This is a genomic window from Puia sp. (assembly GCF_035546395.1).
Taxonomy (GTDB): domain Bacteria; phylum Bacteroidota; class Bacteroidia; order Chitinophagales; family Chitinophagaceae; genus Puia.
The window spans coordinates 117311-142997 of sequence record NZ_DASZXR010000013.1; the positions used below are offsets into that span (position 1 = coordinate 117311).

Genomic DNA, 25687 nt, shown 5'->3' on the forward strand with positions numbered 1-25687 from the left:
GTTAAATCGACATCGATTGCTATGCAGGGGACATCGCATCGGGTACGGCAATTCGCAGAAGTCGCCGACCTTTACAAAACGATTAACGATAATAAAAAAACTCAAGAAAATGGCTACGATTAAAGTAAAGGACGGTACAGAGATCTTCTACAAGGACTGGGGCACAGGGCAACCCATCGTATTTCATCACGGCTGGCCCTTGTCTTCTGATGACTGGGATGCCCAAATGATGTTCTTTTTGCAGCACGGATTCCGGGTGATCGCGCATGATCGCAGAGGCCACGGGCGGTCTTCCCAAACCGCCACAGGCAACGAAATGGACACCTACGCTGCAGATGTAGCCGAGCTCGTAAAGGCGCTTGATCTGAAGGATGCGATCCACGTTGGACACTCTACTGGCGGCGGTGAGGTCATCCATTATGCAGCGAAATATGGAAAAGGGCGCGTAGCCAAGGCCGTTTTAATCAGCGCGGTGCCCCCGGTGATGGTGCAAAGCGCAACAAATCCCGATGGCGTTCCCATTGCCGTATTCGATGACATTCGCCAAAATACCGGCTTCAACAGGCAGCAGTTCTACCACGACCTTACGATGCCCTTTTACGGATATAATCGCCCGGGTGCGAAGATCGTGGAGGGGATTCGCGACAACTGGTGGCGCCAGGGCATGATGGGAGGTATCAAAGCGCATTATGATTGTGTGAAGGCCTTTTCAGAGACCGACTTCACCGACGATCTGAAAACCGTCGATATCCCGGTTCTTGTTATGCACGGCGAAGATGACCAGATCGTTCCCTTTGCAAACTCAGCCGCGAAGTCCATCAAGCTGCTCAAGAAGGGAAAACTGATCGCCTATCCGGGCTTCCCCCACGGAATGCCCACCACGGAAGCGGCGACGATCAATGCCGATCTCTTAGCATTTATAAAAGGATAATCCCCCTCAGCTTCCCTGCATTTATCGTAAGAAATAAATGCAGGGATTTCTTCCACCCCATCCACGGTCACGCCGGCAGCAACCCCAACCCACCCTCATCGATCCTCCGCGGTTGATATTCCTCCTTCCACGCATGTTTCCATCTCCGATGGCTCCACAGCCACATGTCCGGCCGGTTCCGGATCACCGATTCCAGGTATCGAACATATTCCCGCGTCAGCTCGCCCTCCGGAAGCTCAGCCGCATCCATACAAGCCAGTTTCATCGTGGCGTGATAGTGGCCCCGCCGCGGTTTATCGATCGACGCAAAGATCACCGGCAGGTGGCCCTGCCGGGCGCCCTTTTCCGGCCCGCTCGCAAAGGGAGTCGGCCGGCCCATGAAATCGATCCAATAAGAGGTTTGCATATTGCCCGGACACTGGTCCGCCACCAGTCCCAGCAGGTATTGGGAGGAGAGGTGCGGTACGATAGCTTCCCGCATTTGTGGGGCGGGCAAAAAAACATTCCCCGTGCGGGTCCGAAGCCGGTAAAACAGCCTTTCAAACACTTTGGCGCCGATGGGCATATAGACCACCAGGATCTTAAATCGCGTCAGTGCCGTCAGCACGATCTGCCCCCACTCCCAATTGAAGGTGTGTCCCAGGTGCATCTGGCAGGGTTTGCCCGTTGCATAAACCTCATCCAGCACGCGCACGTCCACCGTGAATCGCCTCCGCAACCAGGCCTCATCCGCTGACACCAGCTTCACCACCTCCACAAAGGAGTCAATAAAGTTATGGTAGAATTTTTTCGCGATCCCGACCAGCTCAGCTTCCGTTTTCTCCGGAAAAGCCTGCCGCAGGTTGCCCATCACCACCTTCCGGCGATAGCCAAAGCCGTAGTAGACAATCGCATAAATAAAGTCCGAAAGCAAGTAAAGAACCCGCATGGGGAGAAGTGACACGACGTAAAGGAATCCGTAAAATAGGTAATACATGGCAAGACCTGGTGGTTTCGCGGCCCCTATCGAGGCGCCGGCGACCGGCTTAAAGATATACTAAAAGGAGGAATTTATCACCCGAATGTTATGCAGCCTTTGACAATTCCACTTCCTCTCATCCACCCAATTGCCCCAACATCGCCAATGTCCTGGCGTCTTTCTGCCCCTGGAAATATTTCTCCAGCACCTGTTCAAACACGGCATCTGCCCCCTCCACCTCCGAGAACAAGGTCATCGAAGAGCGTAACTTCATATCGTCCGGGCTTCCCATCACTGTAGTAGCATTGCTTCCCGGTAGCGTCAGCAACGCCCGGGAGATTTCTATAAGCCTGGCGCCAAGGATCTTGTCTTTCAGATAAGCAGTCGCTTCCGCAAGCCCCTCAATGCCGTAGTACAAAGCGTTGGAACTTGAACCCAGTCCCTTCAGTTGCGGAAAGATAAACCACATCCAATGGCTGCGCTTTCGGCCCGCGCGGATCTCGGAAAGCGCCTGAACATAGCTTGTCGCCTGAGCAGTGATAAAGCGATCCAGCAGAAAGGTCATATCTGATTAGAACTATTGTAGAGCAAAATTAATGCATTGTCTGTCGCCGGATCCGACTTTTCTAAGCAGATTCGCAGGAATCTTTAGCTTTATGACATGAAGTACTTCGCCTTTTGCCTGCTTTTCATCTCCCTCGGCCGGTCCACAATTTGCCATGCACAGCCTCACCTCGATTCTTTCAGAATATACAACGATGTAAAGATCACGATGGACGTGCCTTCCTATCGATATAAAAGAACAACGCTGATTGTATTTGCTCTTCCCAATGGCAATACCACCGCGCAAACAATGGGAAAAGCGCTGGCGCCAGGCGACGACTGGCACTATGATATTCAGCACATAAAAGCACAAACTTCCTTTATCCGGGAGAAACTGAACCGAAATATCGTGGTGGCATATCTTGAAAATAATTACAAAAGTTGGCCTTCATGGAAACAAAAACATCCGGATTTTAAGGCAGAAATTCGGCATATTGTGGATACCTTGTACAACCTTATTCCATCCAAAAGGAAAACAATCCAGCTGAGCGGACATAGCGGTGGCGGAAGTTTTGTTTTTGGCTATCTCGCCGGCGTTGAAAAGATCCCTTCCGCTGTGCAGCGAATCACTTTCCTCGACAGCGATTACGGTTACGACAGCAGCTACTATGACAAAATAAGGACCTGGCTGAAACACATTAAGACAGCGACTTTAACCGTATTTGCCTACAACGACAGTGTCGCGCTGCTAAACGGAAAACCCTTTGTCTCGGCCACGGGAGGAACATGGTTCAGATCGCATTTGATGCTGCGACACCTGCGAAACGATTTTTCGTTTTCCCGCCCCAAAGACGATTCTTTGATTTTTTACCGAAGCACAAACGATCAAATCGCCTTCTTTTTTAAACCCAATCCCGATCGGAAAATATTCCACACGCAACAAGTGGAACTAAATGGCTTTATCCACTCCGTCCTGTATCGAACAGATGAAGAGAATAAGGGATACGAATATTTCGGTCCAAGGGCGTATTCGAAATTTATTGAATAACGACAACTATTCAAATCGTAACACCCGGAACGAATGCGGCTATTCCCTCCTGAATTTCACCTTGCTATCGACATTCTGCGCTATTTTCATTCCCTGTTTTGCGCCTTCTTCCACCGCATGACGGGTATGAATACCGCCATAAACCCTCGAGATCGCAATGGCGCTGGCAAATTCAAAAAAAGAATGGTACGAATAGCTGCCCATGTCCTCCGGACCTTTTCCCAAATCGAACATCTGGCCTTTATAAGTACTATTTACAAAAGCCACATGATCGCCGAAAACCGTGGTTAATGCCTGAGCAAATGCCCCACTAAAAGTCGCATGGTTTGCCGGAAAATCAGGATGTGGCGGCGTGGCAATAAATGGCTTCCACCAGGTAGCCGGGTCGCTGGAGGGCTCTATCACCCTGCGAATGAACTGAAAGGGTCTTTCCTGCATGAAATGGAACTTCGCTTTCATGGAGCCAATCGTGGCGTCAAACAGGCTGATACCGGTTTTGGCATAAGCAAATGCAGCTATATCGAGTGCCGGATTTTGTTGATCCAGGATCTGTTTGAGCACAGGAATATAGCTCGCTCCGGACGGATAACCATTCACGGCCGGGTCATCATAGTATTTGGCCAGGCGCTTTTGATCATAGGTCAGGCTTTTGGAAACATCGTACACTTCCTTAAAATCCTTATAATAAGGAGAGGTTACATCCGCATCATTGTACGCATACGGCGTCGAAGTCACATCGTCGATGCTGCCGGCAACCATGGTGCGGGTATCACCCCAGTAAGCCAGACCATTGGCGATGGTAGGGTTATTGTTTTCCGGCCACCAACGGCCTGGACTGTGATCGGTCAGTACCAGGGGCGCCCAGGCAGACCAGGGATGATCCGTGGTCGACCACTCGAAGACTTTATCCGCTACGGCATTTCCGAAAGCCTTCGATCGTTCAAGGATTGCCGTATCGCCAACCTCCTTTGCATAGGCTTCATTTAATGAATCCTCCAGTTTTTGCACCGCATCGTTCGTTGCAGGATTGAAAGTGAAAAGTTTCCTGGTTATCTCAGCCAAAGCCGCATTGGCGCAGGTTGGCCAGTGATAGGATTTACCCGGTTCCGTTTGAGGCATTTGGGGCATCTCATTTAGTTGACCGTAGAGACTTTGATAAGAGGGCATGCCCGGCGCCACGGCCTCATATACAGCAACGCCACAATAAGCCATGTATCTGCCGGCATTAACTCCATAAGAAACAGCAGGCGAGTACAACAATGGTAATTGCACACCCAGCCATTTTTTTACAACATCCGAAGAATAAGCTTTGGTTTGCTGCAGATGACCGTTGTTCTCCTGGTTTGATCCTTTCCGGCACGAAAAAATCAATAATGACGCAATGGCAGCCAGCAACATTGCATAAACGCTTTTCTGTTTCATTGTTTAGTGTTTGGTGTTAGTTAACGGAAGACAAAATAGAAACAGCGTCGCCCACAATAAATTCTAATCGATCAAAAGGCTTATTTACCGGAAACAAACCCGCTGAAACGGGTTTGTGGTGTCCAAAAGCAAAACATGTCGTTTGTCTGCAATTGAATGTTGTTCGTCTATTTTTTGTTCAGGTAAAACGATCATTTGGTTTAATTGCTTAACTTGGGGAAAGCAAGCTTTCAACCTGACCATGGTCAAAACAAACGAGATTATTTTCTACCCGAAACACAAAGTGCTGCGGCACTTCTCGTTTTGGTTGTTGTGGCTTTTGGGCTGGACCTGCTTCTTGTCGTTGATTTGGTCGACATTCACCGATAACCTTATTCGCATCGCGCTTTGGATTCCGGTCTTCATAACCTTCAGCTATCCTGTCGCGCATATTGCCATTCCAAAATTGCTGTTGAACGGCAAATACCTGGCATTCCTGGGATCAGTCATTTTCTGGCTTGGAGTCGGATGGTTCCTGAGCGTCTACTATCTTAAGTATGCATCCGGTCCCTTGTTAGATTCGATGAAAATGCCTCGCGGTGACGGTTATGAATGGCAGTGTTTCCTTTGTGTGATAACTACCGCAGCCTGTTTCTCTTCTCTATCTCTTGGGAAGCAATGGTTATTGAAGCAAAGAGATTTCCTGCGGGCGCAGCAGGAAAAGATAACGGCCGAGTTGCAACTGCTGAAAGCGCAGGTGCATCCGCATTTTTTATTCAATACGCTTAATAATATATATTCCTTTTCCCTCGATAGATCACCAAAAACACCGCAACTTATCTTACAACTGTCATCATTGCTCAGCTACATGCTTTACGATTGCAAGGCGGAAGAAGTGAGGCTGGAGAAAGAAGTGGAGATCATGAAAGATTATATTGACCTGGAAAAGGAACGTTATGGCGATACAATTGAGATATCGTGGACCGTGGAAGGCGACATCAGGGACGTCTTCATATCCCCCCTGTTGATGCTTCCATTTCTGGAAAATGCCTTTAAGCATGGCGCATCGGAGCAAATTGAAAAACCCTGGATGGCAGTGGATATATCCGTAGCGAACAATACATTGAAATTCAAGATCGCCAATAGCAAAAACGAATATACGGCACACAGCAGGAATGGCATTGGCGTCGACAATGTGAAAAAACGTCTCGAACTCCTTTACCCCGGGAAACATGAACTGAGGATAAATGATGAGGGTGATTTCTTTGCGGTTTCATTAATGCTCAAATTGAGCGGTAGCATTTCAGGGTATAGAATAATGCATCTCCCTCCCGTAACTGCCCAAACTATCACCTCATGAAACTTCGTTGCCTGCTTATAGATGATGAGCCTCCGGCTTTGAAAGTGCTGGCAAAATATATTTCTTCCCTTAATGACATGGAAATTGTGGGCCAGTGCAGAAATGCAATAGAAGCATTGGGCGTATTGCGGCAAAGGACAGTTGATGTTATTTTCCTCGATATAAAAATGCCCCGCATCATCGGCACCGAATTCCTAAAAAACCTTTCCCATCCGCCCAAAGTGATTTTTGTTACGGCTTACAGAGAATATGCAATTGATGGTTTTGAACTGGATGCGGTGGATTATTTGGTAAAGCCTGTCTCCTTCGAACGCTTTTTTAAAGCCATCACCAAATTGAACAGGATGATGGGCCGCGAAGTTTCTGTAACCACAATAAAGGAAGCGCCGGACCCGGCTGCTTTTATTTACCTGAAAGTGGACCGGGATATGAAAAAGGTTTTTGTGAATGAAATTGAATACATCGAAAGCTGGAAAGACTATGTAAAGATTTTTCTTACAGGAGGCAGGCATTTTCTGGTGAAACGCGCCATCAGTGTAATTGAAAATATTCTGTCCGATCACAAGTTTATCCGGGTGCACCGGTCGTACATTGTTTCCCTCAGCAAAATCTCCGGTTATAATGCATTGGTAGTGCAAATAGGACGATGCGAAATCCCCATCGGACGACTGTACAAACAATCGGTAATGGACCGACTGCAAAACAAAGAATCGGCATAATCAAGACTGAGCGAACCTGGCATGCTGATTATAAAAATAGTTGGATCAGTAATCAACAAGAAATGCCGTAGGTAAATTAAACCAAAATGTCGTTCCGGCGCCAGGCGTACTCCTGACATTGATCGTGGTCTGATGAAGCTCGATGATCTTCTTTACGATGGAGAGTCCCAGTCCTGCGCCATCCGCGTTTTTTATTTCATGGCTTGGGAATTTTTTATAGCGATCGAAGATGTAGGACTGATCGCCCAATGGAATTCCAATACCGGTGTCAGCAATGGCTATTTCCAGGGCCTGGCCCCGATCCTGGACACTGATCGTAATCGTTCCCCCTTGCGGCGTGAATTTGAGTGCGTTGTCAATAAGATTTTGTATAGCTCTTTCGACGAGAGCGATGTCGGCGAAAACCGCCGGTAAGTTTTCCTGCACGTCCGTCGAAAAAGCTATCCCCTTTTTTTTCGCCAGAATATCATACTTCATAAGGATATCCGACACGAGTTCCGTAAGAAGGAAGGGTTCCTTGACTGGACGTATCTGGTTGGCTTCCAGTTTCGAGTATTCGAAGAGTTGCTCTACCAGGTGGGAAAGCCTCTTAAGACTGCTCATGACGATCGACAGATACCGTTTGGTCTCCTGTTCGTTGAGACTATCTCTTTTTATAATGAGCGTTTCGACGTAGCCCTGGGTGATCGCAAGCGGGCTGCGTAGGTCGTGGGATACGTTAGCGATAAGCTCCTGTCTCAACCGGTCTATTTCAGTCAGCTTATTCATGTTGCTGACGATCGTGTCGGCCATTTCGTTGAAAGTGGATGTGAGGACTCCAAGATTACCCCTTGCATATCCTTGAATCCTTGCCTTATTGTCTCCGTCCTTGAAGCGCTTCACTACGGCCGATATTTTACAAATGCTGTCAGTGATGAGGAAAAACGTGATGCTCCCGACGAGGAATACCACCAGGAGGGTGGCAATAAACAGCACGGTGCCAAGGCCGTGGAGAAAATGGCGGTTCAACGCGTTAGCTATCTGGGCTTGTTTTTCGCTTGCCAGGACGGCATAGACATAGCCTTGCAGCCGGCCCTGGTCGTACATCGGGGCGGCCGAAAAGATGGTTTTCTGATCTGGCATTTTCGGATTGTCTCCGGTTACATAGTGTTCCGGCCCATCACGCATATATTCCCATATGGGATTCAGGTTGACTCTGGAGGTCTTGACCGATCGGTCCGGAACTACAAAGTCGATTATCTTCCCGGTAGTGTCCAGCAGGTATACCTCGACACTTGGATTGATCACCATGATGGAATGGATAATATCATGGGTGACAGCAGTGTCGGGTCGGCCGTTGCGTATCGGCCTGGTCATCTTCGTAAGATTGGAGGCGACGTCTCCATAGAGTTGTTGGTTAATGGCGTTGAAGTTCCGGCTGGACATCCAGGAGGCAATCAAAAAATAGGTGATCCCCAGCATGGCGAGTAGAGAGGTAAAGACCGCGGTGATCTTCCAGAAAAGCAAATTGTTCTTTATCGAGCGAAGTGCCATGCCGTAGAATTTTATAATTCTTCATTAAATCGGTATCCGACACCCCACGTAGTGAGGATATAGCGGGGGGACGAAATGTTCGACTCGATCTTCCCTCGAAGTCGGTTGATGTGCGAATTGACGGTGTGTTCATATCCGTCGAAGTCATAACCCCAGATGAGGTTTAAAAGCTGTTTTCGACTATAGCTTTTACCGGGGGCGCCGGCCAGTAAAATTAACAGCTCGAACTCTTTCGGCGACAGATCTACGCGCGCATTGTTCAGCGTCACTTTTCGCATGTCAACATCGATAAAGAGCGCGTCATATTGCATCTGTCCTTTGGTGGGTCCGGTCAGGACATCTTTATTTTCATCCTTCCGCCGGAAAATGACCTTTGCACGCGCGATAAATTCCCGGACACTGAAAGGTTTTGTCAGGTAATCATCGGCGCCCGTCTCCAGTCCAACGACCTTGTCTATCTCCTCCGACTTTGCTGTCAGGATAAGGATCGGTGATGAGATGCCGGAGTGACGCAACCGGCGACAGATATCTATTCCGTTCATGCCGGGAAGCATAAGATCAAGTATGACCAGGTCAAAGGGCTCTTTCAACGCCAGCTCAAGACCTTCTTTTCCATTGCATATACTGACGACATGACAATTCAGATCAGTCAGATGAATGGTCAGTAATTCTATTATCTGACTGTCGTCTTCGATGATAAGGACCCTTTTCACTATTGGGGATGTATTCACTGGAGATCAAAATTGCAGAATTTCCGGCATATGGGGCAAGCTGTGATACATTTGTTAACTTTTGGTGACGATCTCAGGATAATAGGATTCTAGTTTTGCATTACAAAAAATGATGAAAATGAAAAGAATCCATTTGAAGGCGCTGAGTACGATAACCTTGGTAGCTTTGCTGGCGTCCTGCAAGAAAGACAGCCATACGAACACGAATTCCACACCCCGGGACCCGAATACCGCACCCCAGGCTTCGATCGATCGGTTCAGCAGCGCAGCCGGTCATCTCCAGGTGAGAACGTCTTCTAACGGACTTCCGGCAGCCAATGCAGCGGTCAATTTCGATCAGGCTCCTTTCATTACCAGGGGTTTGTCGCCGGCAGGGAAGGTCGTTGACTATTATAATTTCGACGTACAGCCGACCGCGCCCGCACCGATCTATGTGTTGATCAAAAGCGGGGAAACAACACCGGTCGCGGGACAATTTAATATAATCGATGTCATTCCCGGTGAACCGGGATACAACGATTTCTGGCAGATCTACAATGTGACGGTGCCGTCCAATTACGTAGCCAATACAGTTACCAGCTATCAGGAAATCGTTTCAAAGGGATATACGGTCACCAGGACAAATACACTGGTCAATTGTCCCGTGGTACCCAAGGGATCTACGGCAACTAAGCGCTATCCCGCGGGCAGCGACGCATCGATAATTACCGGCTGGTATAAAGACATGGCGGTGTATTATTTTTCTTTCGGTGAAAAAGCACTGACGGTAAATTCCAGCGGTCAGGTTCCGGTGATACCAATCTACGTGTCGTTTACTATCAATCCCAATCAGCCTAACGGTGGCCCCGCTTCCGGCTTCAAGACAGAGACCGGATCCTCTCAAACACATAATGTCGTTTCCGCATTGCCGGCGAACGCTGGCTATTCCCCACTGTGGGCAGTGGTGGTATATGACAATATGAGCTTTGGATCTGTAATGGATTTTACCACAGCCTCCGCAGCCCCTGTCCTTGTACCGAACGCAGGGAACGTCAATTGCCCGGTTGTGAACGTCCAACAATAGTCGGCTGCAGGTGAACGTGCGATGGGTTGCGATACCACCAATGTCCGGTATGCGACGGATGTTGTCGGCTACCGGATTGTGAGATCGCGAAAATACGGGCATGGATCAACCAGGGGGCAATCAACAACTAGTTAATCATCTCCCGAAATTTTACGGTCGGCAAGCGCCCGCAACGTAAAGCGCTTAATGGCAAATAATTTGGCCGTTCGCCGGGAAATACAGACAAAAAGTCGGGAACATTGGTCATCGTTGCAGGGCATTGGTCGCATTATTTTTACCAAAATTTTGAAACTACACGAATGAATATGAAACAACTCGTTACAACGCTCCTATTGTCGGCCGCGTTTACCTATGGAGCGATGGCGCAATCAACGGAAGTCCGAAAGAAACAGTTTAACCTCGACAAGTCCGGACTGGCTATCGACGGTTATGACCCGGTAGCCTATTTTACCTTGGGTAAAGCAGTAGATGGAAAGAAAGACATCACCCTGGAAGACCAGGGGGTCACCTACCGGTTCGCTTCTACCGCCGATCGGGATGCATTCAAGGCCAACCCTGCAAAGTATGAGCCCCAATATGGAGGGTGGTGCGCTTATGCCATGGGCGCAAATGGCGAAAAGGTGGATATTGATCCCGAAACTTTCAAGATAATAGATGGTAAATTATACCTCTTCTATAATAAATTCTTCAATAATACCCTGAAGACCTGGAATAAAGACGAAATGCATCTAAAGGCAAATGCCGATAAAAACTGGATGAAATTTGTCCCGTAATGCGTGAAATTGAAGCAGGCTTTGATCGGGAAAGCCGACAAAAACTGGCCGGAATTAAAGGACAAACCTTAATTTTTCTATCATGGCTTTTCAAAAAAGAAGCATCATCCAATGGGTTTTACGCATACTGGCGGCCGCCATCATGCTACAAACACTATTCTATAAATTTTCCGGAGCGGAAGAGTCCATTTACATTTTCTCAAAGCTGGGAATCGAACCCTGGGGCCGGATCGGGACCGGGATAGGTGAATTGATCGCATCGGTGCTCATTCTGATCCCTGCCACCACTGTATTTGGAGCAATACTCGGGACAGGCTTGATGAGTGGAGCGATCTTTTTTCATCTGACCAAATTGGGGATAGTGGTGAAGGAGGATTCGGGTCAACTGTTTATCTATGCGCTATTGGTCTTTATGAGTTGTTTAATTATGGCCTGGATGGACAGGAGGCAGTTAGTCCTTTTATTCCAAAAGCAAAAACCCCGCTGATAATGAGCACCCCACTTATCGAGCCCCTGAAATTGCTGCTGACTCAATTGGAGGAAATGATTAACGGATTATCCGATGAGGAATACGTGCGAAAAATAGACCTATTGTCAAATGCTACAATTGGGCAGCATACCCGGCATGTCATTGAATTTTTCGTGGAGCTGTTTGTCGGCTACGACATCGGCCTGGTGGATTATGACCAGCGGAAAAGGGATGGGAGGATCGAGACCAGCCGCGTCTATGCGGCACGTGTTCTGAGCGGAGTGGCTGCATTCCTCGACAATGAGGACAAGCCGTTGGTCCTGTCGACGGAATTCGGGAATGTCAGGTGTAAGGTGCAGACCAATTTCCACCGGGAGCTGCTGTACAATATCGAGCACGCAGTACATCACATGGCCCTGTTGCGAATTGGGGTGGGCGCCGTATCGGAGCTGGTGCTTCCTGCCGGTTTTGGGGTAGCATCTTCAACCATAAAGTACCGGAAAGCATGTGTACGGTAACGTTTGTGCCGGCTTCGGGCGGATTTTATCTTACATCCAATCGGGATGAAAGCAGCTGCCGGGGGCGTGCGCTTTCGCCCAGGATATACAGCAGCGGGATGGAAGAATTAATCTATCCAAAGGACGCTGACGCGGGAGGAAGCTGGATCGTACTAAAGGAAGAAGGCACGGCAGCTGTTCTCCTTAACGGAGCTTTTCTAAAGCATATGCCACGCCCGCCATATAAGATCAGCCGGGGCCTTGTCTTGCTGGATATCGTACGGGCAACGGCGCCCCTCGCCCGGTTCAGGGAGATGGACCTGGAGGGTATCGAGCCCTTTACGCTGGTACTCTTGTCAGGCGGTCGCCTTTGGGATTGCCGATGGGACGGACTGGAAAAGCATTCCCGGGCGTTGGACACTACCCTGCCTCATATCTGGTTATCCACCACCCTTTATGATGGGCAGGCGGGAAAACAACGAAAACGTTGGTTTGACGAATGGTACCAGGGGAACAGGCGTATTGTCGCCGAAGATATCCTTGCATTTCACCGCTCGGCAGGCATCGGAGAACAGCGGAATGGTTTGATCGTAAGCCCGGATAACAAAATGTCTACGGTCAGTATAACATCGATCGTAAGCGCAAACGGAGATATTAAAATGCTCTATAACGACCTGCAGAACAATTACATTACATCCACAGGATTTGCCGGTCGTCATCCCAGGACGGGAAAGGCCGTTAAACAACCTGCAGGGCGGTCGTTGCCGGAGCGATGGAATTCCTGGTGGAAGGCATTCCGCATCAGGCTGACGCACTGGGAATACTGGCCGACCCATCTTGTCTATGGGCCGATCTATCCAGTGTGGCTATTGATAGGACTCCGGGCAAGGTCGTTGTTCTTCTTTAATGCCGCTAATCCCCAAATCGAATATGGAGGTTTTACCCATGAAAGGAAAAGCGAAATCTATAAGCAGATACCAGCCTCTTACTACCCAAGGACACATTTTTGCCCGGCGGGAATCGATGGAAATATCTTGAACGACCAGTTGAACAGGCTGGAATTTCGATTCCCTCTCATCGCCAAACCGGACATTGGGGAAAGAGGAATGCAGGTAAGCTTGCTGCAGACAGCCCGGGAACTGGAGGACTATTGCCACCAAAGCCGCGTAAATTTCCTGGTACAGGAATACGTCTCATTTCCAATGGAAGCGGGGATATTTTACGTCCGTTTGCCCGGAGAAGAGAAGGGATTGATCACCGGGATTGTAGGCAAGGAATTTCTGGCCGTTACCGGAGACGGACAATCCACTGTTACTGAGCTTTTGCAAAAGACACCGAGATTTGTGCTACAAATCGCAGCATTGCAGGCAAAGTATGGTAATGCGCTGGAGACGGTGCTGCCGGAAGGAATACAGCATGTACTGGTGCCTTATGGTAATCATAGCCGGGGGTCGAAGTTCGTCGATTGGAGCGACCGGATCAGCGACGAGCTGACGGCAGTCGTAGACTCAATTTGTAAACAGATCCACGACTTTTATTTTGGGAGAATGGACTTGAAGTTTGCCAGCTGGGAAGATCTGCTGCAAGGAAAGAATTTCTCCATTATCGAAGTCAATGGGGCCGGTAGCGAACCCACGCATATCTATGATCCCCGCCACTCCCTGTTCTTCGCCTGGAGGGAAATCATTCGCCACTGGCGATTGCTTTGCCGGATAAGCATGGCTAACGCCAGTAGCAGGCATATCCCATTCATGACGATGCGCGAGGGATATAAAATGCTAAAGGAACACAGGCGATATCTGAAATCAATAAAAAATTTATGAAAAGTCGAATCAGGTTGTTCCTCTCAGCGATGTCGATCAGTTTCCTGGGCACACTGCCGCTTGGTACGCTCAACCTGAGTGTGGCAAACTACGCCTTCCTGGGAAATTGTTCCGGGGCCGCCGGATTTTCAGTGGCTGCGATAGCAGTGGAAATGCTGTTGGTCTGGGTGGCCTTGATCGTGATCCGTCGTCTTGAACGGCTGGGGCTATTCCTGAAAATATTCAACCTGGTCAGTACCGGGGTATTACTCTTCCTGGCGTTCAGCAGTCTGCTGGCCGCTTTGGAAATGGCGGCCTTCCGCGCTACGTTGCCATTGCCATTCCTGCATCCGGTAGCGGCTGGCGCCATTTTAGGCCTTACCAATCCATTGCATCTTCCCTTTTGGATGGGATGGACGACCGTCCTAAGAACCAAAAAGATACTAATCGATGAGTCGGGGTCTTATCTTACGTTCATCGGAGCGATAGGGTTGGGTACCGCGATGGCGTTTTGCCTATATGGTACTGCCGGGGGTTACCTGATCCAGTTGCTCGGCAGTCGTCAGGTGCTATTGAACTGGGTCGTCGGAATTGCGCTGTTGATCACCGCGCTGGTGCAGCTATATAAGATCTTTCTTAAAGGGTCGGTAAAAGGGATGGTTTATTATTAGGGAAGATAAGTCATTGACGAGGTATGATCAGTCCGAGATCGTCGGCCTGATCGTTTCGGCAATGCATGACTCGAATTGCTGCCTCGAGACACCTACGATGATCGAGAAATTGAATGGCTTTAACGACGTGCAAATAATGGAAGTGAAAGAAGGTACGGCAGGCTTTGACCATAGGCTAAATGCATTGGCCCATTTGGTTCATAGTTCGTTAATCAACAGGACCAGGGCAGATCAGACGGTTTTGGACGAGTTCTTCGAGGCCGGATACGGTTTGCCTCATCTGCTCGACGTCGCAATGGCCATCGCAGATAATGTAATATCCAACATTGTAAGCAACACGCTGCATTTACCGGCGGAAAAACCGACGGGTTGGTAAAAATATCAAATATGATATGGCGGACAGTGATGGCCGTCGTGCTGCTGTTGACCGTGTCGGCGGGCCACGCTCAGCGGTTAATAGTAAAGGGCATCATTAAGGATGAGCATAGCGACGAACGGATACCCTTTGCGTCTGCCCGCTGGGCGGTAGCCGGTACCGGTACGATAAGCGATTCAGCAGGCCGATTCCGGTTAGCCGAAAGTGATCGTTCGGTGGATACGTTAATTGTCAGCTATGTAGGATATAAAATTTTCCTCTTGCCGGTATCGCGGGAAATGGCCCACAGCTTTGCGGACAAGAGCCCTCCTGGCATTATTGTAACACTGCAGCGGTCGCAATATGCAGCGGACGTGGTGGTTAAACGAACAGTTGACAAAGGACTGTTGTTATGGCGGAAGATAGTGAGACGGCGGCCTTTTAACGATCGGTACAGGCTGAATAATTTTGCATACGAACTCTATAATCGACTGGAATTGGACTTGAATGATGTGAACAAAGACCGCCTGCGTTCGAAACGGCTGCTTCGGCCTTTTGCGTTCGTGTTCGATAATGTCGATACACTCCAGGGCGTTCCTTTTTTGCCGGTATATCTGACGGAAACCCTTTCGGACTATTTCTACCAAAAACGCCCCGTTCGCAAGCGGGAAGCGATCAAGGCCAGTAAGACACTGGGGATCGACAATCCCAGTGTAACTCAGCTATTGGGCGGGATGGATCAGAATGTGGATTTTTACAGCAATTATATCCCACTCTTTACCAAGCGGTTCATCAGCCCGCTCAGTGACCGGGGAGACTATTATTACCACTATAAGCTGGTCGATACGCAATGGATAAATTCCCGGCGCTTTTTTCACCTTGTCTTTACGCCACAACGGAAAGGTGAAAGTACATTCGAGGGTGATTGCTGGGTTCACGACACAACCTTTGCGATACAGAAGATGAACCTTCGCCTCAACAGGGAGGCAAATATTAATTTTATTAACGAGCTCAGTCTTATCCAGCAATTTAGCCTGATCAATGATAGTACCTGGTTTTTGACCAGGGATAAGTTCGTAGTGAACATTTCGCCGTTGGGCGGTAGTAAGGTGGGGTTTATCGGTCGTAAAACGGCCACTTACCGGAATATACGGATCGATGATCCGAACGTTTCACGGACGCTGGACAGCAACAGGATCCGGGAGGAGATCGTGACAAGGGCCGGAGCCAGGGATCGTGCGGATTCCTTCTGGGCGTCCGCCAGGCATGAACCGCTGTCGCCTCATCAGCAGGCTGTGTATACCACGATGGACAGCCTCCTGAAAATGCCTTTGTTCCATACCTATACGGAATGGGTGAACTTCATCGGCACGGGCTATTATGACGCGGGTCCCTGGGAATTTGGTCCGTGGTATAATGCCATCTACTCCAATCAACTGCAGGGATTCCGGCTGCGATTCGATCTGGGCACCAATCGCAATTTTTCAAAGAAGGTAATTTTGCATGGTTATCTTGCCTACGGCTTTGGCGACCGGCGGGTGCGCGGAGAAGCCGACGCACTGTGGGTGCTGCACAGAGATCCGCGATTCACCTTGTATGGCATGTACCGCAATGATCTGGATTATGGTCAGCAGTATTATGATGAGATCACTTCCGATAATATTTTCGCTATTGCGCTGCGCAAATCGGGCATCCCGATAAAGTTCATCAACCTCGAGGAAAAGAAGCTGGAGTTATTCAAGGAATGGCACAACGGATTTTCCGTTACGCTGACCGGCGATGACAAACAATATGACCCTTTACTGCACCTGCCTTCAAAGGCCAGTTTCGGGAAATTTGGCGGCGACCCCCTCCATACGTTCGAAACCTCCATCCGGTTTCGATGGGCCTACTTAGAAAAGTTCTTTCAGAATACTTTTTACCGGAGGAGTCTGGGAGCGAAATACCCGGTCGTTTCGATAAAGTACACGAGGGGAATAAAGGGTGTACTGAACAGCAACTATGAATACAACAAACTATCGGGAAGCATATCCGATCTGACCACGATACAGACCTTCGGAACATTATATTATAATGTCTTTGCAGGAAAGACCTATGGTACGCTGCCCTTTACGTTTTTGGATGTGGCTCCCGGCAACGAACTTTACTATTACAACCAATATGCGTTTAGCTTATTTAACAAATGGCAGTATATCCACGATAAATACGGGGGCGCCAACCTGGAGCATAATGTGGGAAACGGCCTGTTTCGGTTCATTCCCCTGACCCGCCGGCTCAAATGGAGGCAATTTTGGACAGCCAAGGCACTGTGGGGAAGCTTATCCAGGGAAAACACGGCTTACAATAGCCAACCAGGCAGCAATTTTCAGTCGTTGAATGGAAGGACGTACCTGGAATTGGGGACCGGGGTGGATAATATTTTCCGGTTCTTCCGGGTGGATTGTATCTGGCGGATCTTACCCCAGCCATTGCCCGCTGAGGGCGCGGAGCGTTTTGGGGTTTTCGGAAGCTTTCGGGTGGCTTTTTAAATTATCATAGTATGAAAAAAAACACACATCGTTATTTTCTTTTGCTGGCATTTGCCGGTTTGTTTCTCGGACTCCTCTCCTGCAACACCAAATACAAGGCAATGCTGACCTCCCATGATGGGATCAACTTCAATGTAATCTCTCTTGTCCAGGCTAAACAGCTGGCAAAAGACGAAAACAAACCGCTGTTCGTATTTGCACATGCTTCCTGGTGTCCGACCTGTAAACGCATGGAAAATGAGGTACTCAATCAAAAAGCGCTCGGCGACAGCTATAATAAAGAGGTTGTCAATGTTGCCATCGACATCGACAGCCCGGACGGCAAGCAGCTCGGCAAGCAATTCCCTATCCGGGCTACGCCGACCCTGCTTTTCTTTAACCCCGACGGTTCCGTAGCAAGAAAGATCGAAGGCTACACCGGCGCGGGGGATCTGCTGCTCGTCGAAAATCAGCTTAGACATTAATACATTACAGAATATCAAAAACAGCTATCAAAACCTCGTTCCTCGCATCGGCTAATTCGGGCTTTATTACGGGCAGCGGGATTTGTGTAGATGGCGGTATGGCACAGATATGAAAAAGAAAAGGATAAAAGGGCGGGTTTTGCCTTGGCTGCTTCTTCCGGTATGGTTCATCTGTTCATCTTTTATTTTTAAGATGAGGGAGCCTGATCGCGCCGCTATGGCTGAGTTTGCCAAAAAAGGCGTTAAGCTTACCTTTAAAACCATTGAGATCGGTGGAATAAAACTCCACTATGCGAAGACAGGTAACGACAGCTTGCCAACACTATTCTTCATTCACGGCTCTCCGGGAAGTTGGACCGCCTATAAGCGCTATCTGGCGGATACGGCGCTGCTGCAGCATTTCCGAATGATCGCTATCGACCGTCCGGGTTTCGGCTACAGTTCATTCGGGCATGCATTTCACTTATATGAGCAGTCCGCCCTGATCTATAATATTGTTGAGCAGGAAGATAATGGGAAGCCTTTACACCTGATAGGGCACAGCCTGGGCGGTCCGATTGTGGTTAAGCTGGCGCAGGAGCATCCGAATGCGTACAGCTCACTGACCATACTTTCCGGATCGATCTCGCCATACGATGAGCCGAAGGAGAAATGGCGTGGATTTTTTGCCTCCGGGCCGTTTGAATACCTTCTTCCCGGGGCCATCCGTACCTGCAACAAGGAAATATGGTATTTTAAGAAAGACTTATACAAGATGGACCGGCATTATGATACGATGCGAATGCCGGTGATGTTTATCCATGGAGACAAGGATCCACTGGTAACGGTTAAAAATGTTCAATATGGAATGCATAAACTTACAGCCAATAACAATGCAAAAATGATTATTATCCCGGGAGCCAATCATTTTATTCCCTGGGAACATTATGATATTATAAAAAAGCATCTGTTGACTTTGAATGAGTGAATCGGGTGCGCTATCCAATCGCCTTCGGGGACGTTGAGATTCCCCTGTTCGGGTCTTATCGCAATCAGAAAGTCCGACAGGTCTTCATCCGTCGCCAATGGCAGTTTCTTCCGCAGACGGTAGCGTGCTATTTCGACCTCGCGGCCGCCAAAGCACCAATTGCTGCCGGCCACAACACTAAAAAAATCAAATTCCCCATGCAAAAATCTTTCCTGCTACTGCTTGTCCTGTCTCACACAATTCACTTGCAGGCACAAAACTCCCCTCCGGCAGTAAACCGGTTCCTTGATGTCTCCGGCGCCCTTGGAGACAAGGAAGGCACTATCTCTTTTTCTTATGTAAATAATTGGCGAGTAGGCAAGAGCAGAAAATTTGAGGTCGGACTGGGAGCGAGATCGACATTTTATTCGGGCACAGATAAGCCATTTTATACCGCGCCCGCAAGGCTCGCCAGATCGACGACCATCCCTTTTATAATTGTTTTCGCGGGACACGACGAAAAAAACATCGACACCCTTACCGTGCGAAAGCCTTCCGTTTTTTCGTTGAACCTGTCCGCCAATTTTGGTTATCGCTTTTCGTCAAAATGGTATGGCGGCGTGAACATCGATCTTATCGGCTTCTCTCTGGGAAGCACAAGCAATGCGTTTTTATTGAGCAACGGCGCAATCTCACCGGACCCGGCAGTAAAACCGGCCCATTTTAACCTTTTGCTGACCGGGGACAACGACTACGGCAGCCTGAATTCAGAATTTTTCATGAAGTATAAAGTTGCCGAACGCTGGCAACTAAAAGCGGTGTATCAATTCTATTTTGCAGAATACAAAACGACGGACCGGTACCAGGTGGCCCCGGACGGGACAAAAGTGGACCGTTTCCGGAACAAAGTAAATGCGTCGGGCTCGGTGTCTCTTATGATCTATGATGTCCGATCAGTTTTTCGCTTGCCCACCCTAAGGACGTAACCGGCTTAAAGTCTCGCGAGAAACGCCCAGGTAGGCGGCAATCAGGCTTTTGGGTATGCGCTGGATAAGGGAAGGGTATTGTTTGAGCAGTTGTTCGTAACGCGGCCTGACATTGGAGGTCAGCGAAGAGAGGATCCGCCTTTGAGACAACACGTTCACGCTATGGTCACTAATTTTGAAATCAGTGACCCAATCAGCACCACGAAAAATATAAATAAATTCAAGTAAACTCTTATTTAACGCTCAGCGCCTGGACATCATCAACCACCAGCTGCCCTCGAGAAAAGATAAAGCTGACCATATAAGACCGGTCAACATTTGCTGAATTGCTGGGCTTATATATGTCGAGCTGGTAATGAACAGGCACCCTAACAAAAGACATTTCTCGGACATTTCTAAATATACCACTTTGTTCGGCTATCTCTTTACCATGCCTAATGACATCTTCTAATGCGTAACTATAAGGCAGTGGGATCGGCTTCTTCGCCCTGAATCTCCATCGAAGAGTTCGCAACGACTCCAATAATTTTGCATACTCGGGAGGTTCTCCATATATCATCTGTGTCTGCATCAGTTTGTAGTCATTTTCGAATCGCGACAATAAATCAACACCTGGAACAAAATTTATTCGATCGGGGGAGTGCGTGGCATAATTCACCCCTGGCAGTTTATAAAATAAACTTCTATGCGCTACGATGGTCTCATATAATTCCAAATTTTCGAGCGCTTTCTTTCCATGAGCAGTATCCATGAGCATTACCAGATCGTAGAAGTGACGCGATTTCCGATCGGCCTTTAGCCTGTCAGGTCTTGCGAGTTCTTCGTGAAGAAGAAAGGCTTTTTCCAAAAAAGTTCTATGTGGTTCTACCGCAGGCACAGCAAAAGCCTCCTCTTCATAAAGTACGTTTGGAAAATATTCATATAAGAGGGAGCCAACTGCACAATTTGCAAAAGGCTCCCTTAGCGAAAGGGCACTGACTTCAATTTTTACGACATTGGGCAAATAGGGAAGTGATTCAAAGAGCGTGGGGTAATGAAGGAACAGCGTCTGAGGATCCTTATCAGGATGGTTCGGCTTTATCTCTTCTGAGGTAACAGATATTTTGTCTGCTGGAACACCGATATTGATCAACTGCTTTATAAAATCGTCTTTTAGTACGGTTGACGTGAATTGTGCAGCGTTCTTTTTTAGCGCCTTGATTTGAGTCCGGCTTAGGAAGTCAGAATACCCAAGAACGGCCCGGTCGATTCCCAGGTCAATATCCTCAGAAAATCTGGTGATTAGTTTCCAGCATTTGCTTAATGAAGTTCCTCCCTTAAATATGAGATGGGAAGCGTACCTCGTTTGAAATATAGCCTTTAGAGCCAGAGTCACCCACCAATCCTTTTCAATAGCCTGTGGTGGTACCCCGCACCGTATGGCAGCCTGCTCCACCACTCGCTTTCTTTCGCCTTCCGTCAAGTTGATCAGCCAGCCTATCATTTTAGTCTGTTTGAGTGAAATGTTTGTTTTGAATAATCAATTTGAAAATGAAATCACTAATTCGGGCTGGAGCCAGCTTTAGGTCGTGCTGCAGTAATGAAGGACTTTCAGTAGCAAGCAATTTAGTAATTTTCTCTCTAAGACCGGGATCGAGTTCAATATCTTTCGGATCAATTTCTTCTAGTGCCTGAATGACAAGGCTACTGATCGGGCCTTTCAGAGCTAATTTTTTTGCCGTCGTTGACTTAAAAACGATAATGCCCGTTCCCATTTTCAGGCGCTTCGGCTGTCCGCTGGTTATATAGACCTGCTTCATGGGAACCTGAGTCGATAAACCCAGTTTATGGATCGCAAATGCTCCGGCAGGCTTGATCCTAACATGATCGCGTTGAGCAACTGCTTGGGCTATCTTCTCCAAGGAAGGCAGGAGCTTTCCAAATTTGGGGTCGTGCTCTGGCAAGTAGTACAGCCCATGTGCCAGTCGGTCAATCTTTCCAGCTTTTGCCAGTCGGGATAGAGCATTCTTTATAGCTATATCTGACCCCATTCCTCTAAAATCAGATGGGAATAGAATGCTACCGGGCTTACTCCGGTTGATTTTTCGTTGTATCTTATCATGCGCCGAGTGTATCATGCGACTAATTTACACAAATTCGTCGCATTTTTATCCAATAAAATGCCACATTTTTTTGAATATTTGTCGCACTTTATTCAATATATACATAATAATCAAATATTTGTAAAACAAGAGGGGGTGAACTGAACTTGTCCTGGAATTCGGGCCACTTGGTTAAGCTGCGGTTGTTAAAGATAGATTTTCCTTTTCGAATTCATATTCCGACGGTGATAAGTACTATAATGCCGAGTGCTTCCGCTGCCTGTTATACCATGTTTCGATGTAGCTGAAAATTTTACTTCGGGCTTCGTCCTTACTGGCAAAAATACCATTGGGATAGATCAGCTCGCGCTTGAGCGAGGAGAAAAAGCTCTCCGCAACAGCATTGTCCCAGCAATTCCCTTTCCGGCTCATACTACATAGCATCCTGGCCTTTTGCAGCGCTTTCTGAAATAGATCCGGCTCCTTGTCAGCCTCGCCCTCCACTGCATAGCTTCTTATGCGATCCTGGCCCACAATCACCCATCCGGGATACTGCAAGCAAGCCTCAACGATAGGCTCACCACTATGAAGATCAAAAAGGCCTTCCGGCTAATCGATGTGCAGTTGTTCGATCACTTGATTATTTCGGCGGATGGGTATTTGTCGATGAGGGTAGATGGTCTCATATAATCGTAAAAAATAGTTCTACCCAAATTTTAAATTTGATAGATAATTACCAAGCTCCTTCTTATTTGAAAAAGAATTATAAGGCGCTTCCGTAGTTATCTTCGTTACAACTCTTTTGCACATAACATGTGCTGTGTGTAAAGAGAGGCTAGGGACCACTGCTATTCCAGTATGAGCAATCTTCGATCGAATTGCATAAAGGTCTTTGATGTAACCAGCACACTCTATTCTACTTTTTCTATCGTTTCCAAGTAAAAATGCCACCGAGTCCGAAAGATGACTAACTATAGAAGGTGTAATAAAAGACCCTTCATTAAACTGAAGAAGAGATTCGATTGCTATTACGAATTGAAGAAGCGCTTTAACAGTGTCTGGATCAACCAAAGCTCTTCCGCACCATTCGACTGAATTCAATATTTTCTGTTGCAAGTCGTTTTGCGCGTTAGTGATCCACCACCAAATTTTATCATAGCCTCGGTTGCTGTCTTGATAAAATGGTTCGTCGATAGAAACGTCATTATAATGATGGACCTGTTTTATTGATTTCGTAACTTCTCCGTCAGCTATAAAAATGCATTCGGCTTCATTAGGCATATTTTGATTAAAAATTCTAACCTTGCTTTCATTGTAAAAACTTCCAGTAATGTAATTGCATACGCTTTCGAATTTCGCGAAAGCCAAACTGGCTTTTTCATAGCAGCGATCTTCATCTTTTGCCGATACTTCTATTTCGATTAACGGCAATTCATTTAGAAATTTCAACCTATACAAATCAATATCGCTTTCATTTAATGATATCTTCCCCAGAATCTCTTTTGGTGAATATATAATAAACGGACCCAACTGGACAGAGGGTCGGCTAAGCGCTACTCCTCGAATCGGTGCCACTACTTTTACTTTAATTTCAGGTATGGCCGTTATCTTATTTCGAAAAATTGAGTAGTCCTCAGGTTCACTTTGCCTGTTTTCAGAGTGAATAGAATATACAAATTCCGCTATTTTGGCTTCAAATGCTTTGATTGTAAACCAATTCTCAAACAGCGAATCTGAGGAATATATTCTTTGTATAGCACCATCCAGATCGGTAACGCCCTTATGTAGATACCGGCCAATGTTACCCCGTCATTCCGGAGCAACCTTTCCCCCCTGTTCCGGGGCACTAACGGTAATGCAAAGAGCGTAGATAGTTACTGCTTGTGGTGATCAAAGATATAGAATCGGATAAATGGTTTTATGGTTTTTTCTTCCTCATGGATTCTCCTTTTAGTTCTACCCGGTGAGATCGGGCTGTCAATCTGTCCATGATGGCATCGGCCAGGGTGGGTTCATTGATATAGTCATGCCATTTGGAGACCGGTAACTGGGAGGTAATGATGAGGGACTTTTTCGCATACCGGTCTTCCATGATCTGCAGCAGGGCCAGCTTGACGGTGTGTTCCAGGGGCTGGACCAGGCCAAAGTCATCGAGGATGATCAGCGGGATCCGCTCGAACTGGTTAAGCAGTTTAACATACGACCCGTCGAGCTTGGCCAGGGTAATGCGCTCCATCAGCCTGGGCAGGTTTAGGTAGAGGGTTTTATAGCCCTGGATACAGGCCTGGTAACCTAATGCACAGGCCAGGTGGCTCTTTCCGGAACCGGTCGGCCCCGTCACTAACAGGGTCTCTCCTTTTTTCAGATAGCTGCCATCCAGCAGCGCTGCCAGTTGTAATTTGGACAGGTTGCGGGCGACGGAACACTCGACATCCTCAGGCATAGCTGTCAGCCGGAACTTAGCCTGTTTGATGTAGTAGGTGGTCCGTTCATTACTACGAGCCAGTATCTCCGCCTGCAGGAGCTGAGCGATCAGATCGTGGGCATCCAGTTGATGATCCAGCGGCAGTTCCAGTTGCGTTTGGTAGCTGGCGGCCATTCCATGTAGTTTTAGTTGCTGCATCTGTTGCAGCGTAGCTGTTGTGTTCATATGCATATATGGGTTTACAAAAAGATACTTTATTGATAGGCTGCGGCTCCCCGGATATTGTCGTGTTGGGGCAAAGGGGTTGCGACCGGTAGCGGCAGTTGTTTGTCCAGTCCTGAGCGAAGGATATTTTTAATCAGGGTGTAATTGATACGGGAGCCCGTCAGGGCCCGGGCACAAGCGTTCTCCAGGCGTGCAGGACCGTAGGTCTTTTGCAGCATCAGCAGCCCATGACAGGCCTTATAGTTTTGCTCCGGGTAAATGCTGCCTGATAACATATGTTCAACGGCCAGGGCAGTCTGTGGGCCTACCCGGCCCGCTCTGGTCAGCAACTCTTCCTGTGTAAAGCCACCTGCCTGAAGCGCATACCGGTGATTGGAGGGCATGTGATCGGGATGGGTGATATAGGCGCTGGTAAGGGAACTGCGGTGATGCAGGGCGACGCGGGTATGATCATAGTAGACTTCCAGGGTTTTATTGTCGTAAAGGACTTTGACCTTCTTACCGACATAACCATACGGGACACTATAGTAACGATGATCCTCGGAGAGCTGGATATGGTAATTACGCTGTACCGTAGCCTGGATGCATCTTTTAAGGGTAAAAGGGGCAGAAGGAAGGGGGCGGAGCAGCGCCCGTTCCTGGTTGTCGAACAACTGCCGCCGGCTATAGGACGAACCTTTGTAGCGCCTGCTGTTGAGTTTTTCGAGGCAGACGGCGATACCGGCATTGAGCTCCTTGAGGGAGTGGAAGACCTGGTTGCGCAACGGCCCGTAAATATGGTTGTAAACAATGTTGACACTACGCTCCACCATAGCCTTATCCCGAGGTTTAGCTGGCCTCGTGGCGCTGAACGTCGCCCCATAATGTTCACTGAGCTGGTAGCACATATCGGTGAACAACGGCTCATACTTATCCGGCCGGGTCACGGCTGTTCTCAGGTTGTCACACAGAATGATCAGGGTGACTCCACCATAGTAACGCAACATAGCGTTCAGACACTCGGCCAGATCGGCCGTCCGCTGGCTGTGTACCGCCAGGCAGAAGATCAGGCCGCTGTGTGGCAGCACCGCGATAAAGACCTGGCATTCCACCACCTCTCCACTGGCAAGGTCCGTATAACGCAGCTTCTTGCCGGCAAAGTCGATCATGATCGTCTCTGCCGCCTTGTGTTCGAGATG

Annotated in this window: 26 protein-coding genes and 1 pseudogene; 16 read left to right on the plus strand and 11 right to left on the minus strand. The window is 48.2% G+C overall.

The genetic code is table 11. The features are described 5' to 3' along the window. Nucleotides 1-109: 109 nt before the first annotated feature. Entirely contained in the window at nt 110-931 is an 822-nt protein-coding gene (locus VHE34_RS12585; RefSeq protein WP_325588361.1) for an alpha/beta hydrolase, read from the plus strand. A gap of 67 nt (nt 932-998) precedes the next feature. Here the strand turns inward: VHE34_RS12585 and VHE34_RS12590 are convergent, their stop codons facing one another. Then, nucleotides 999-1907 carry a lysophospholipid acyltransferase family protein gene (locus VHE34_RS12590; RefSeq protein WP_325588363.1) on the minus strand — a complete coding sequence of 303 codons (909 nt, stop codon included), beginning with the start codon at nt 1905-1907 and terminating at the stop codon, nt 999-1001. Between the two features lie 118 nt (nt 1908-2025). Further along, on the minus strand, nt 2026-2454 hold the full coding sequence (locus VHE34_RS12595; RefSeq protein ID WP_325588364.1) for a DUF1810 domain-containing protein: 429 nt from the start codon (nt 2452-2454) through the stop codon (nt 2026-2028). Between the two features lie 96 nt (nt 2455-2550). On the opposite strand from VHE34_RS12595, the gene VHE34_RS12600 reads away from it, so the two are divergent. Then, on the plus strand, nt 2551-3480 hold the full coding sequence (locus VHE34_RS12600; RefSeq protein WP_325588366.1) for a hypothetical protein: 930 nt from the start codon (nt 2551-2553) through the stop codon (nt 3478-3480). A gap of 39 nt (nt 3481-3519) precedes the next feature. Here the strand turns inward: VHE34_RS12600 and VHE34_RS12605 are convergent, their stop codons facing one another. After that, nucleotides 3520-4902, minus strand: a complete 1383-nt coding sequence (locus tag VHE34_RS12605; protein ID WP_325588367.1) for a vanadium-dependent haloperoxidase — start codon at nt 4900-4902, stop codon at nt 3520-3522. Nucleotides 4903-5044: 142 nt separating this feature from the next. Between VHE34_RS12605 and VHE34_RS12610 the strand changes: the two genes are divergently transcribed. After that, nucleotides 5045-6241 (plus strand): sensor histidine kinase, encoded by a 1197-nt coding sequence (locus VHE34_RS12610; RefSeq protein ID WP_325588368.1) that lies wholly within the window; start codon nt 5045-5047, stop codon nt 6239-6241. Continuing rightward, a complete protein-coding gene (locus tag VHE34_RS12615; RefSeq protein WP_325588369.1) occupies nt 6238-6960 on the plus strand; it encodes a LytTR family DNA-binding domain-containing protein in 723 nt (240 codons plus the stop codon). Before VHE34_RS12610 ends, VHE34_RS12615 begins: the two co-directional genes overlap by 4 nt. Nucleotides 6961-7005: 45 nt before the next feature. Here the strand turns inward: VHE34_RS12615 and VHE34_RS12620 are convergent, their stop codons facing one another. Both VHE34_RS12620 and VHE34_RS12625 read right to left on the minus strand, forming a co-directional pair. Next, nucleotides 7006-8493, minus strand: coding sequence for a HAMP domain-containing sensor histidine kinase (locus VHE34_RS12620; RefSeq protein ID WP_325588371.1), 1488 nt, complete (start codon nt 8491-8493; stop codon nt 7006-7008). 11 nt (nt 8494-8504) lie between these two features. After that, complete coding sequence (locus VHE34_RS12625; RefSeq protein WP_325588373.1) at nt 8505-9206, minus strand: response regulator transcription factor; 702 nt, start codon at nt 9204-9206, stop codon at nt 8505-8507. A gap of 136 nt (nt 9207-9342) precedes the next feature. Between VHE34_RS12625 and VHE34_RS12630 the strand changes: the two genes are divergently transcribed. The 11 genes from VHE34_RS12630 (at nt 9343) to VHE34_RS12680 (ending at nt 19778) form a co-directional block, all read left to right on the plus strand. Next, nucleotides 9343-10287: a hypothetical protein gene (locus VHE34_RS12630; protein WP_325588375.1), complete on the plus strand. Its 945-nt coding sequence runs from the start codon at nt 9343-9345 to the stop codon at nt 10285-10287. Between the two features lie 299 nt (nt 10288-10586). Further along, nucleotides 10587-11060 (plus strand): YHS domain-containing (seleno)protein, encoded by a 474-nt coding sequence (locus VHE34_RS12635; protein ID WP_325588377.1) that lies wholly within the window; start codon nt 10587-10589, stop codon nt 11058-11060. 82 nt (nt 11061-11142) lie between these two features. After that, nucleotides 11143-11547: a DoxX family protein gene (locus VHE34_RS12640; RefSeq protein WP_325588379.1), complete on the plus strand. Its 405-nt coding sequence runs from the start codon at nt 11143-11145 to the stop codon at nt 11545-11547. Between the two features lie 2 nt (nt 11548-11549). Next, nucleotides 11550-12047 (plus strand): hypothetical protein, encoded by a 498-nt coding sequence (locus tag VHE34_RS12645; RefSeq protein ID WP_325588381.1) that lies wholly within the window; start codon nt 11550-11552, stop codon nt 12045-12047. Then, on the plus strand, nt 12035-13849 hold the full coding sequence (locus tag VHE34_RS12650) for an NRDE family protein (RefSeq protein ID WP_325588383.1): 1815 nt from the start codon (nt 12035-12037) through the stop codon (nt 13847-13849). Before VHE34_RS12645 ends, VHE34_RS12650 begins: the two co-directional genes overlap by 13 nt. Beyond that, nucleotides 13846-14499, plus strand: coding sequence for a hypothetical protein (locus VHE34_RS12655; protein ID WP_325588385.1), 654 nt, complete (start codon nt 13846-13848; stop codon nt 14497-14499). Before VHE34_RS12650 ends, VHE34_RS12655 begins: the two co-directional genes overlap by 4 nt. A gap of 136 nt (nt 14500-14635) precedes the next feature. Next, a complete protein-coding gene (locus tag VHE34_RS12660) occupies nt 14636-14875 on the plus strand; it encodes a hypothetical protein (RefSeq protein WP_325588387.1) in 240 nt (79 codons plus the stop codon). Nucleotides 14876-14886: 11 nt separating this feature from the next. Next, a complete protein-coding gene (locus tag VHE34_RS12665; protein WP_325588388.1) occupies nt 14887-17382 on the plus strand; it encodes a DUF5686 family protein in 2496 nt (831 codons plus the stop codon). An 11-nt stretch (nt 17383-17393) separates the two neighbouring features. Next, nucleotides 17394-17846, plus strand: a complete 453-nt coding sequence (locus VHE34_RS12670; RefSeq protein WP_325588390.1) for a thioredoxin family protein — start codon at nt 17394-17396, stop codon at nt 17844-17846. 109 nt (nt 17847-17955) lie between these two features. Then, the gene (locus tag VHE34_RS12675; RefSeq protein WP_325588392.1) at nt 17956-18813 is read left to right on the plus strand and encodes an alpha/beta hydrolase; all 858 of its coding nucleotides are present in this window, start codon (nt 17956-17958) and stop codon (nt 18811-18813) included. A 5-nt stretch (nt 18814-18818) separates the two neighbouring features. Continuing rightward, nucleotides 18819-19778: a hypothetical protein gene (locus tag VHE34_RS12680; RefSeq protein WP_325588394.1), complete on the plus strand. Its 960-nt coding sequence runs from the start codon at nt 18819-18821 to the stop codon at nt 19776-19778. Nucleotides 19779-20010: 232 nt separating this feature from the next. Here VHE34_RS12680 and VHE34_RS12685 read toward each other — a convergent pair whose 3' ends face one another. The 3 genes and pseudogenes from VHE34_RS12685 to VHE34_RS12695 all read right to left on the minus strand — a co-directional run. After that, nucleotides 20011-21261: a nucleotidyl transferase AbiEii/AbiGii toxin family protein gene (locus VHE34_RS12685; protein ID WP_325588396.1), complete on the minus strand. Its 1251-nt coding sequence runs from the start codon at nt 21259-21261 to the stop codon at nt 20011-20013. 1 nt (nt 21262) lies between these two features. Further along, entirely contained in the window at nt 21263-21895 is a 633-nt protein-coding gene (locus VHE34_RS12690) for a DUF6088 family protein (RefSeq protein WP_325588398.1), read from the minus strand. A 219-nt stretch (nt 21896-22114) separates the two neighbouring features. Continuing rightward, nucleotides 22115-22297, minus strand: a pseudogene (locus VHE34_RS12695) (integrase core domain-containing protein); the annotation flags it as partial. Nucleotides 22298-22333: 36 nt separating this feature from the next. On the opposite strand from VHE34_RS12695, the gene VHE34_RS31130 reads away from it, so the two are divergent. Further along, entirely contained in the window at nt 22334-22549 is a 216-nt protein-coding gene (locus VHE34_RS31130) for a JAB domain-containing protein (RefSeq protein WP_414709884.1), read from the plus strand. A 15-nt stretch (nt 22550-22564) separates the two neighbouring features. Here the strand turns inward: VHE34_RS31130 and VHE34_RS12700 are convergent, their stop codons facing one another. The 3 genes from VHE34_RS12700 to VHE34_RS12710 all read right to left on the minus strand — a co-directional run. Beyond that, nucleotides 22565-23434: a hypothetical protein gene (locus VHE34_RS12700; protein WP_325588400.1), complete on the minus strand. Its 870-nt coding sequence runs from the start codon at nt 23432-23434 to the stop codon at nt 22565-22567. A 343-nt stretch (nt 23435-23777) separates the two neighbouring features. Then, nucleotides 23778-24509 carry an IS21-like element helper ATPase IstB gene (gene istB / locus VHE34_RS12705; RefSeq protein WP_325588402.1) on the minus strand — a complete coding sequence of 244 codons (732 nt, stop codon included), beginning with the start codon at nt 24507-24509 and terminating at the stop codon, nt 23778-23780. 29 nt (nt 24510-24538) lie between these two features. Next, nucleotides 24539-25687, minus strand: a 1149-nt coding sequence (locus VHE34_RS12710) for a Mu transposase domain-containing protein (protein ID WP_325588404.1), incomplete at its 5' end; no start/stop codon positions are given.

Coding starts and splice junctions, on each gene's coding strand:
- VHE34_RS12615 (WP_325588369.1), top strand. CDS start 6,238: ATGAAACTTCGTTGCCTGCTTATAGATGATGAGCCTCCGGCTTTGAAA.
- VHE34_RS12595 (WP_325588364.1), bottom strand. CDS start 2,454: ATGACCTTTCTGCTGGATCGCTTTATCACTGCTCAGGCGACAAGCTAT.
- VHE34_RS12690 (WP_325588398.1), bottom strand. CDS start 21,895: ATGATACACTCGGCGCATGATAAGATACAACGAAAAATCAACCGGAGT.
- VHE34_RS12590 (WP_325588363.1), bottom strand. CDS start 1,907: ATGTATTACCTATTTTACGGATTCCTTTACGTCGTGTCACTTCTCCCC.
- istB (WP_325588402.1), bottom strand. CDS start 24,509: ATGAACACAACAGCTACGCTGCAACAGATGCAGCAACTAAAACTACAT.
- VHE34_RS12655 (WP_325588385.1), top strand. CDS start 13,846: ATGAAAAGTCGAATCAGGTTGTTCCTCTCAGCGATGTCGATCAGTTTC.
- VHE34_RS12665 (WP_325588388.1), top strand. CDS start 14,887: ATGATATGGCGGACAGTGATGGCCGTCGTGCTGCTGTTGACCGTGTCG.
- VHE34_RS12600 (WP_325588366.1), top strand. CDS start 2,551: ATGAAGTACTTCGCCTTTTGCCTGCTTTTCATCTCCCTCGGCCGGTCC.
- VHE34_RS12670 (WP_325588390.1), top strand. CDS start 17,394: ATGAAAAAAAACACACATCGTTATTTTCTTTTGCTGGCATTTGCCGGT.
- VHE34_RS12645 (WP_325588381.1), top strand. CDS start 11,550: ATGAGCACCCCACTTATCGAGCCCCTGAAATTGCTGCTGACTCAATTG.
- VHE34_RS12640 (WP_325588379.1), top strand. CDS start 11,143: ATGGCTTTTCAAAAAAGAAGCATCATCCAATGGGTTTTACGCATACTG.
- VHE34_RS12605 (WP_325588367.1), bottom strand. CDS start 4,902: ATGAAACAGAAAAGCGTTTATGCAATGTTGCTGGCTGCCATTGCGTCA.
- VHE34_RS12620 (WP_325588371.1), bottom strand. CDS start 8,493: ATGGCACTTCGCTCGATAAAGAACAATTTGCTTTTCTGGAAGATCACC.
- VHE34_RS12660 (WP_325588387.1), top strand. CDS start 14,636: ATGGAAGTGAAAGAAGGTACGGCAGGCTTTGACCATAGGCTAAATGCA.
- VHE34_RS12675 (WP_325588392.1), top strand. CDS start 17,956: ATGAAAAAGAAAAGGATAAAAGGGCGGGTTTTGCCTTGGCTGCTTCTT.
- VHE34_RS12650 (WP_325588383.1), top strand. CDS start 12,035: ATGTGTACGGTAACGTTTGTGCCGGCTTCGGGCGGATTTTATCTTACA.
- VHE34_RS12585 (WP_325588361.1), top strand. CDS start 110: ATGGCTACGATTAAAGTAAAGGACGGTACAGAGATCTTCTACAAGGAC.
- VHE34_RS12635 (WP_325588377.1), top strand. CDS start 10,587: ATGAATATGAAACAACTCGTTACAACGCTCCTATTGTCGGCCGCGTTT.
- VHE34_RS12685 (WP_325588396.1), bottom strand. CDS start 21,261: ATGATAGGCTGGCTGATCAACTTGACGGAAGGCGAAAGAAAGCGAGTG.
- VHE34_RS12630 (WP_325588375.1), top strand. CDS start 9,343: ATGAAAAGAATCCATTTGAAGGCGCTGAGTACGATAACCTTGGTAGCT.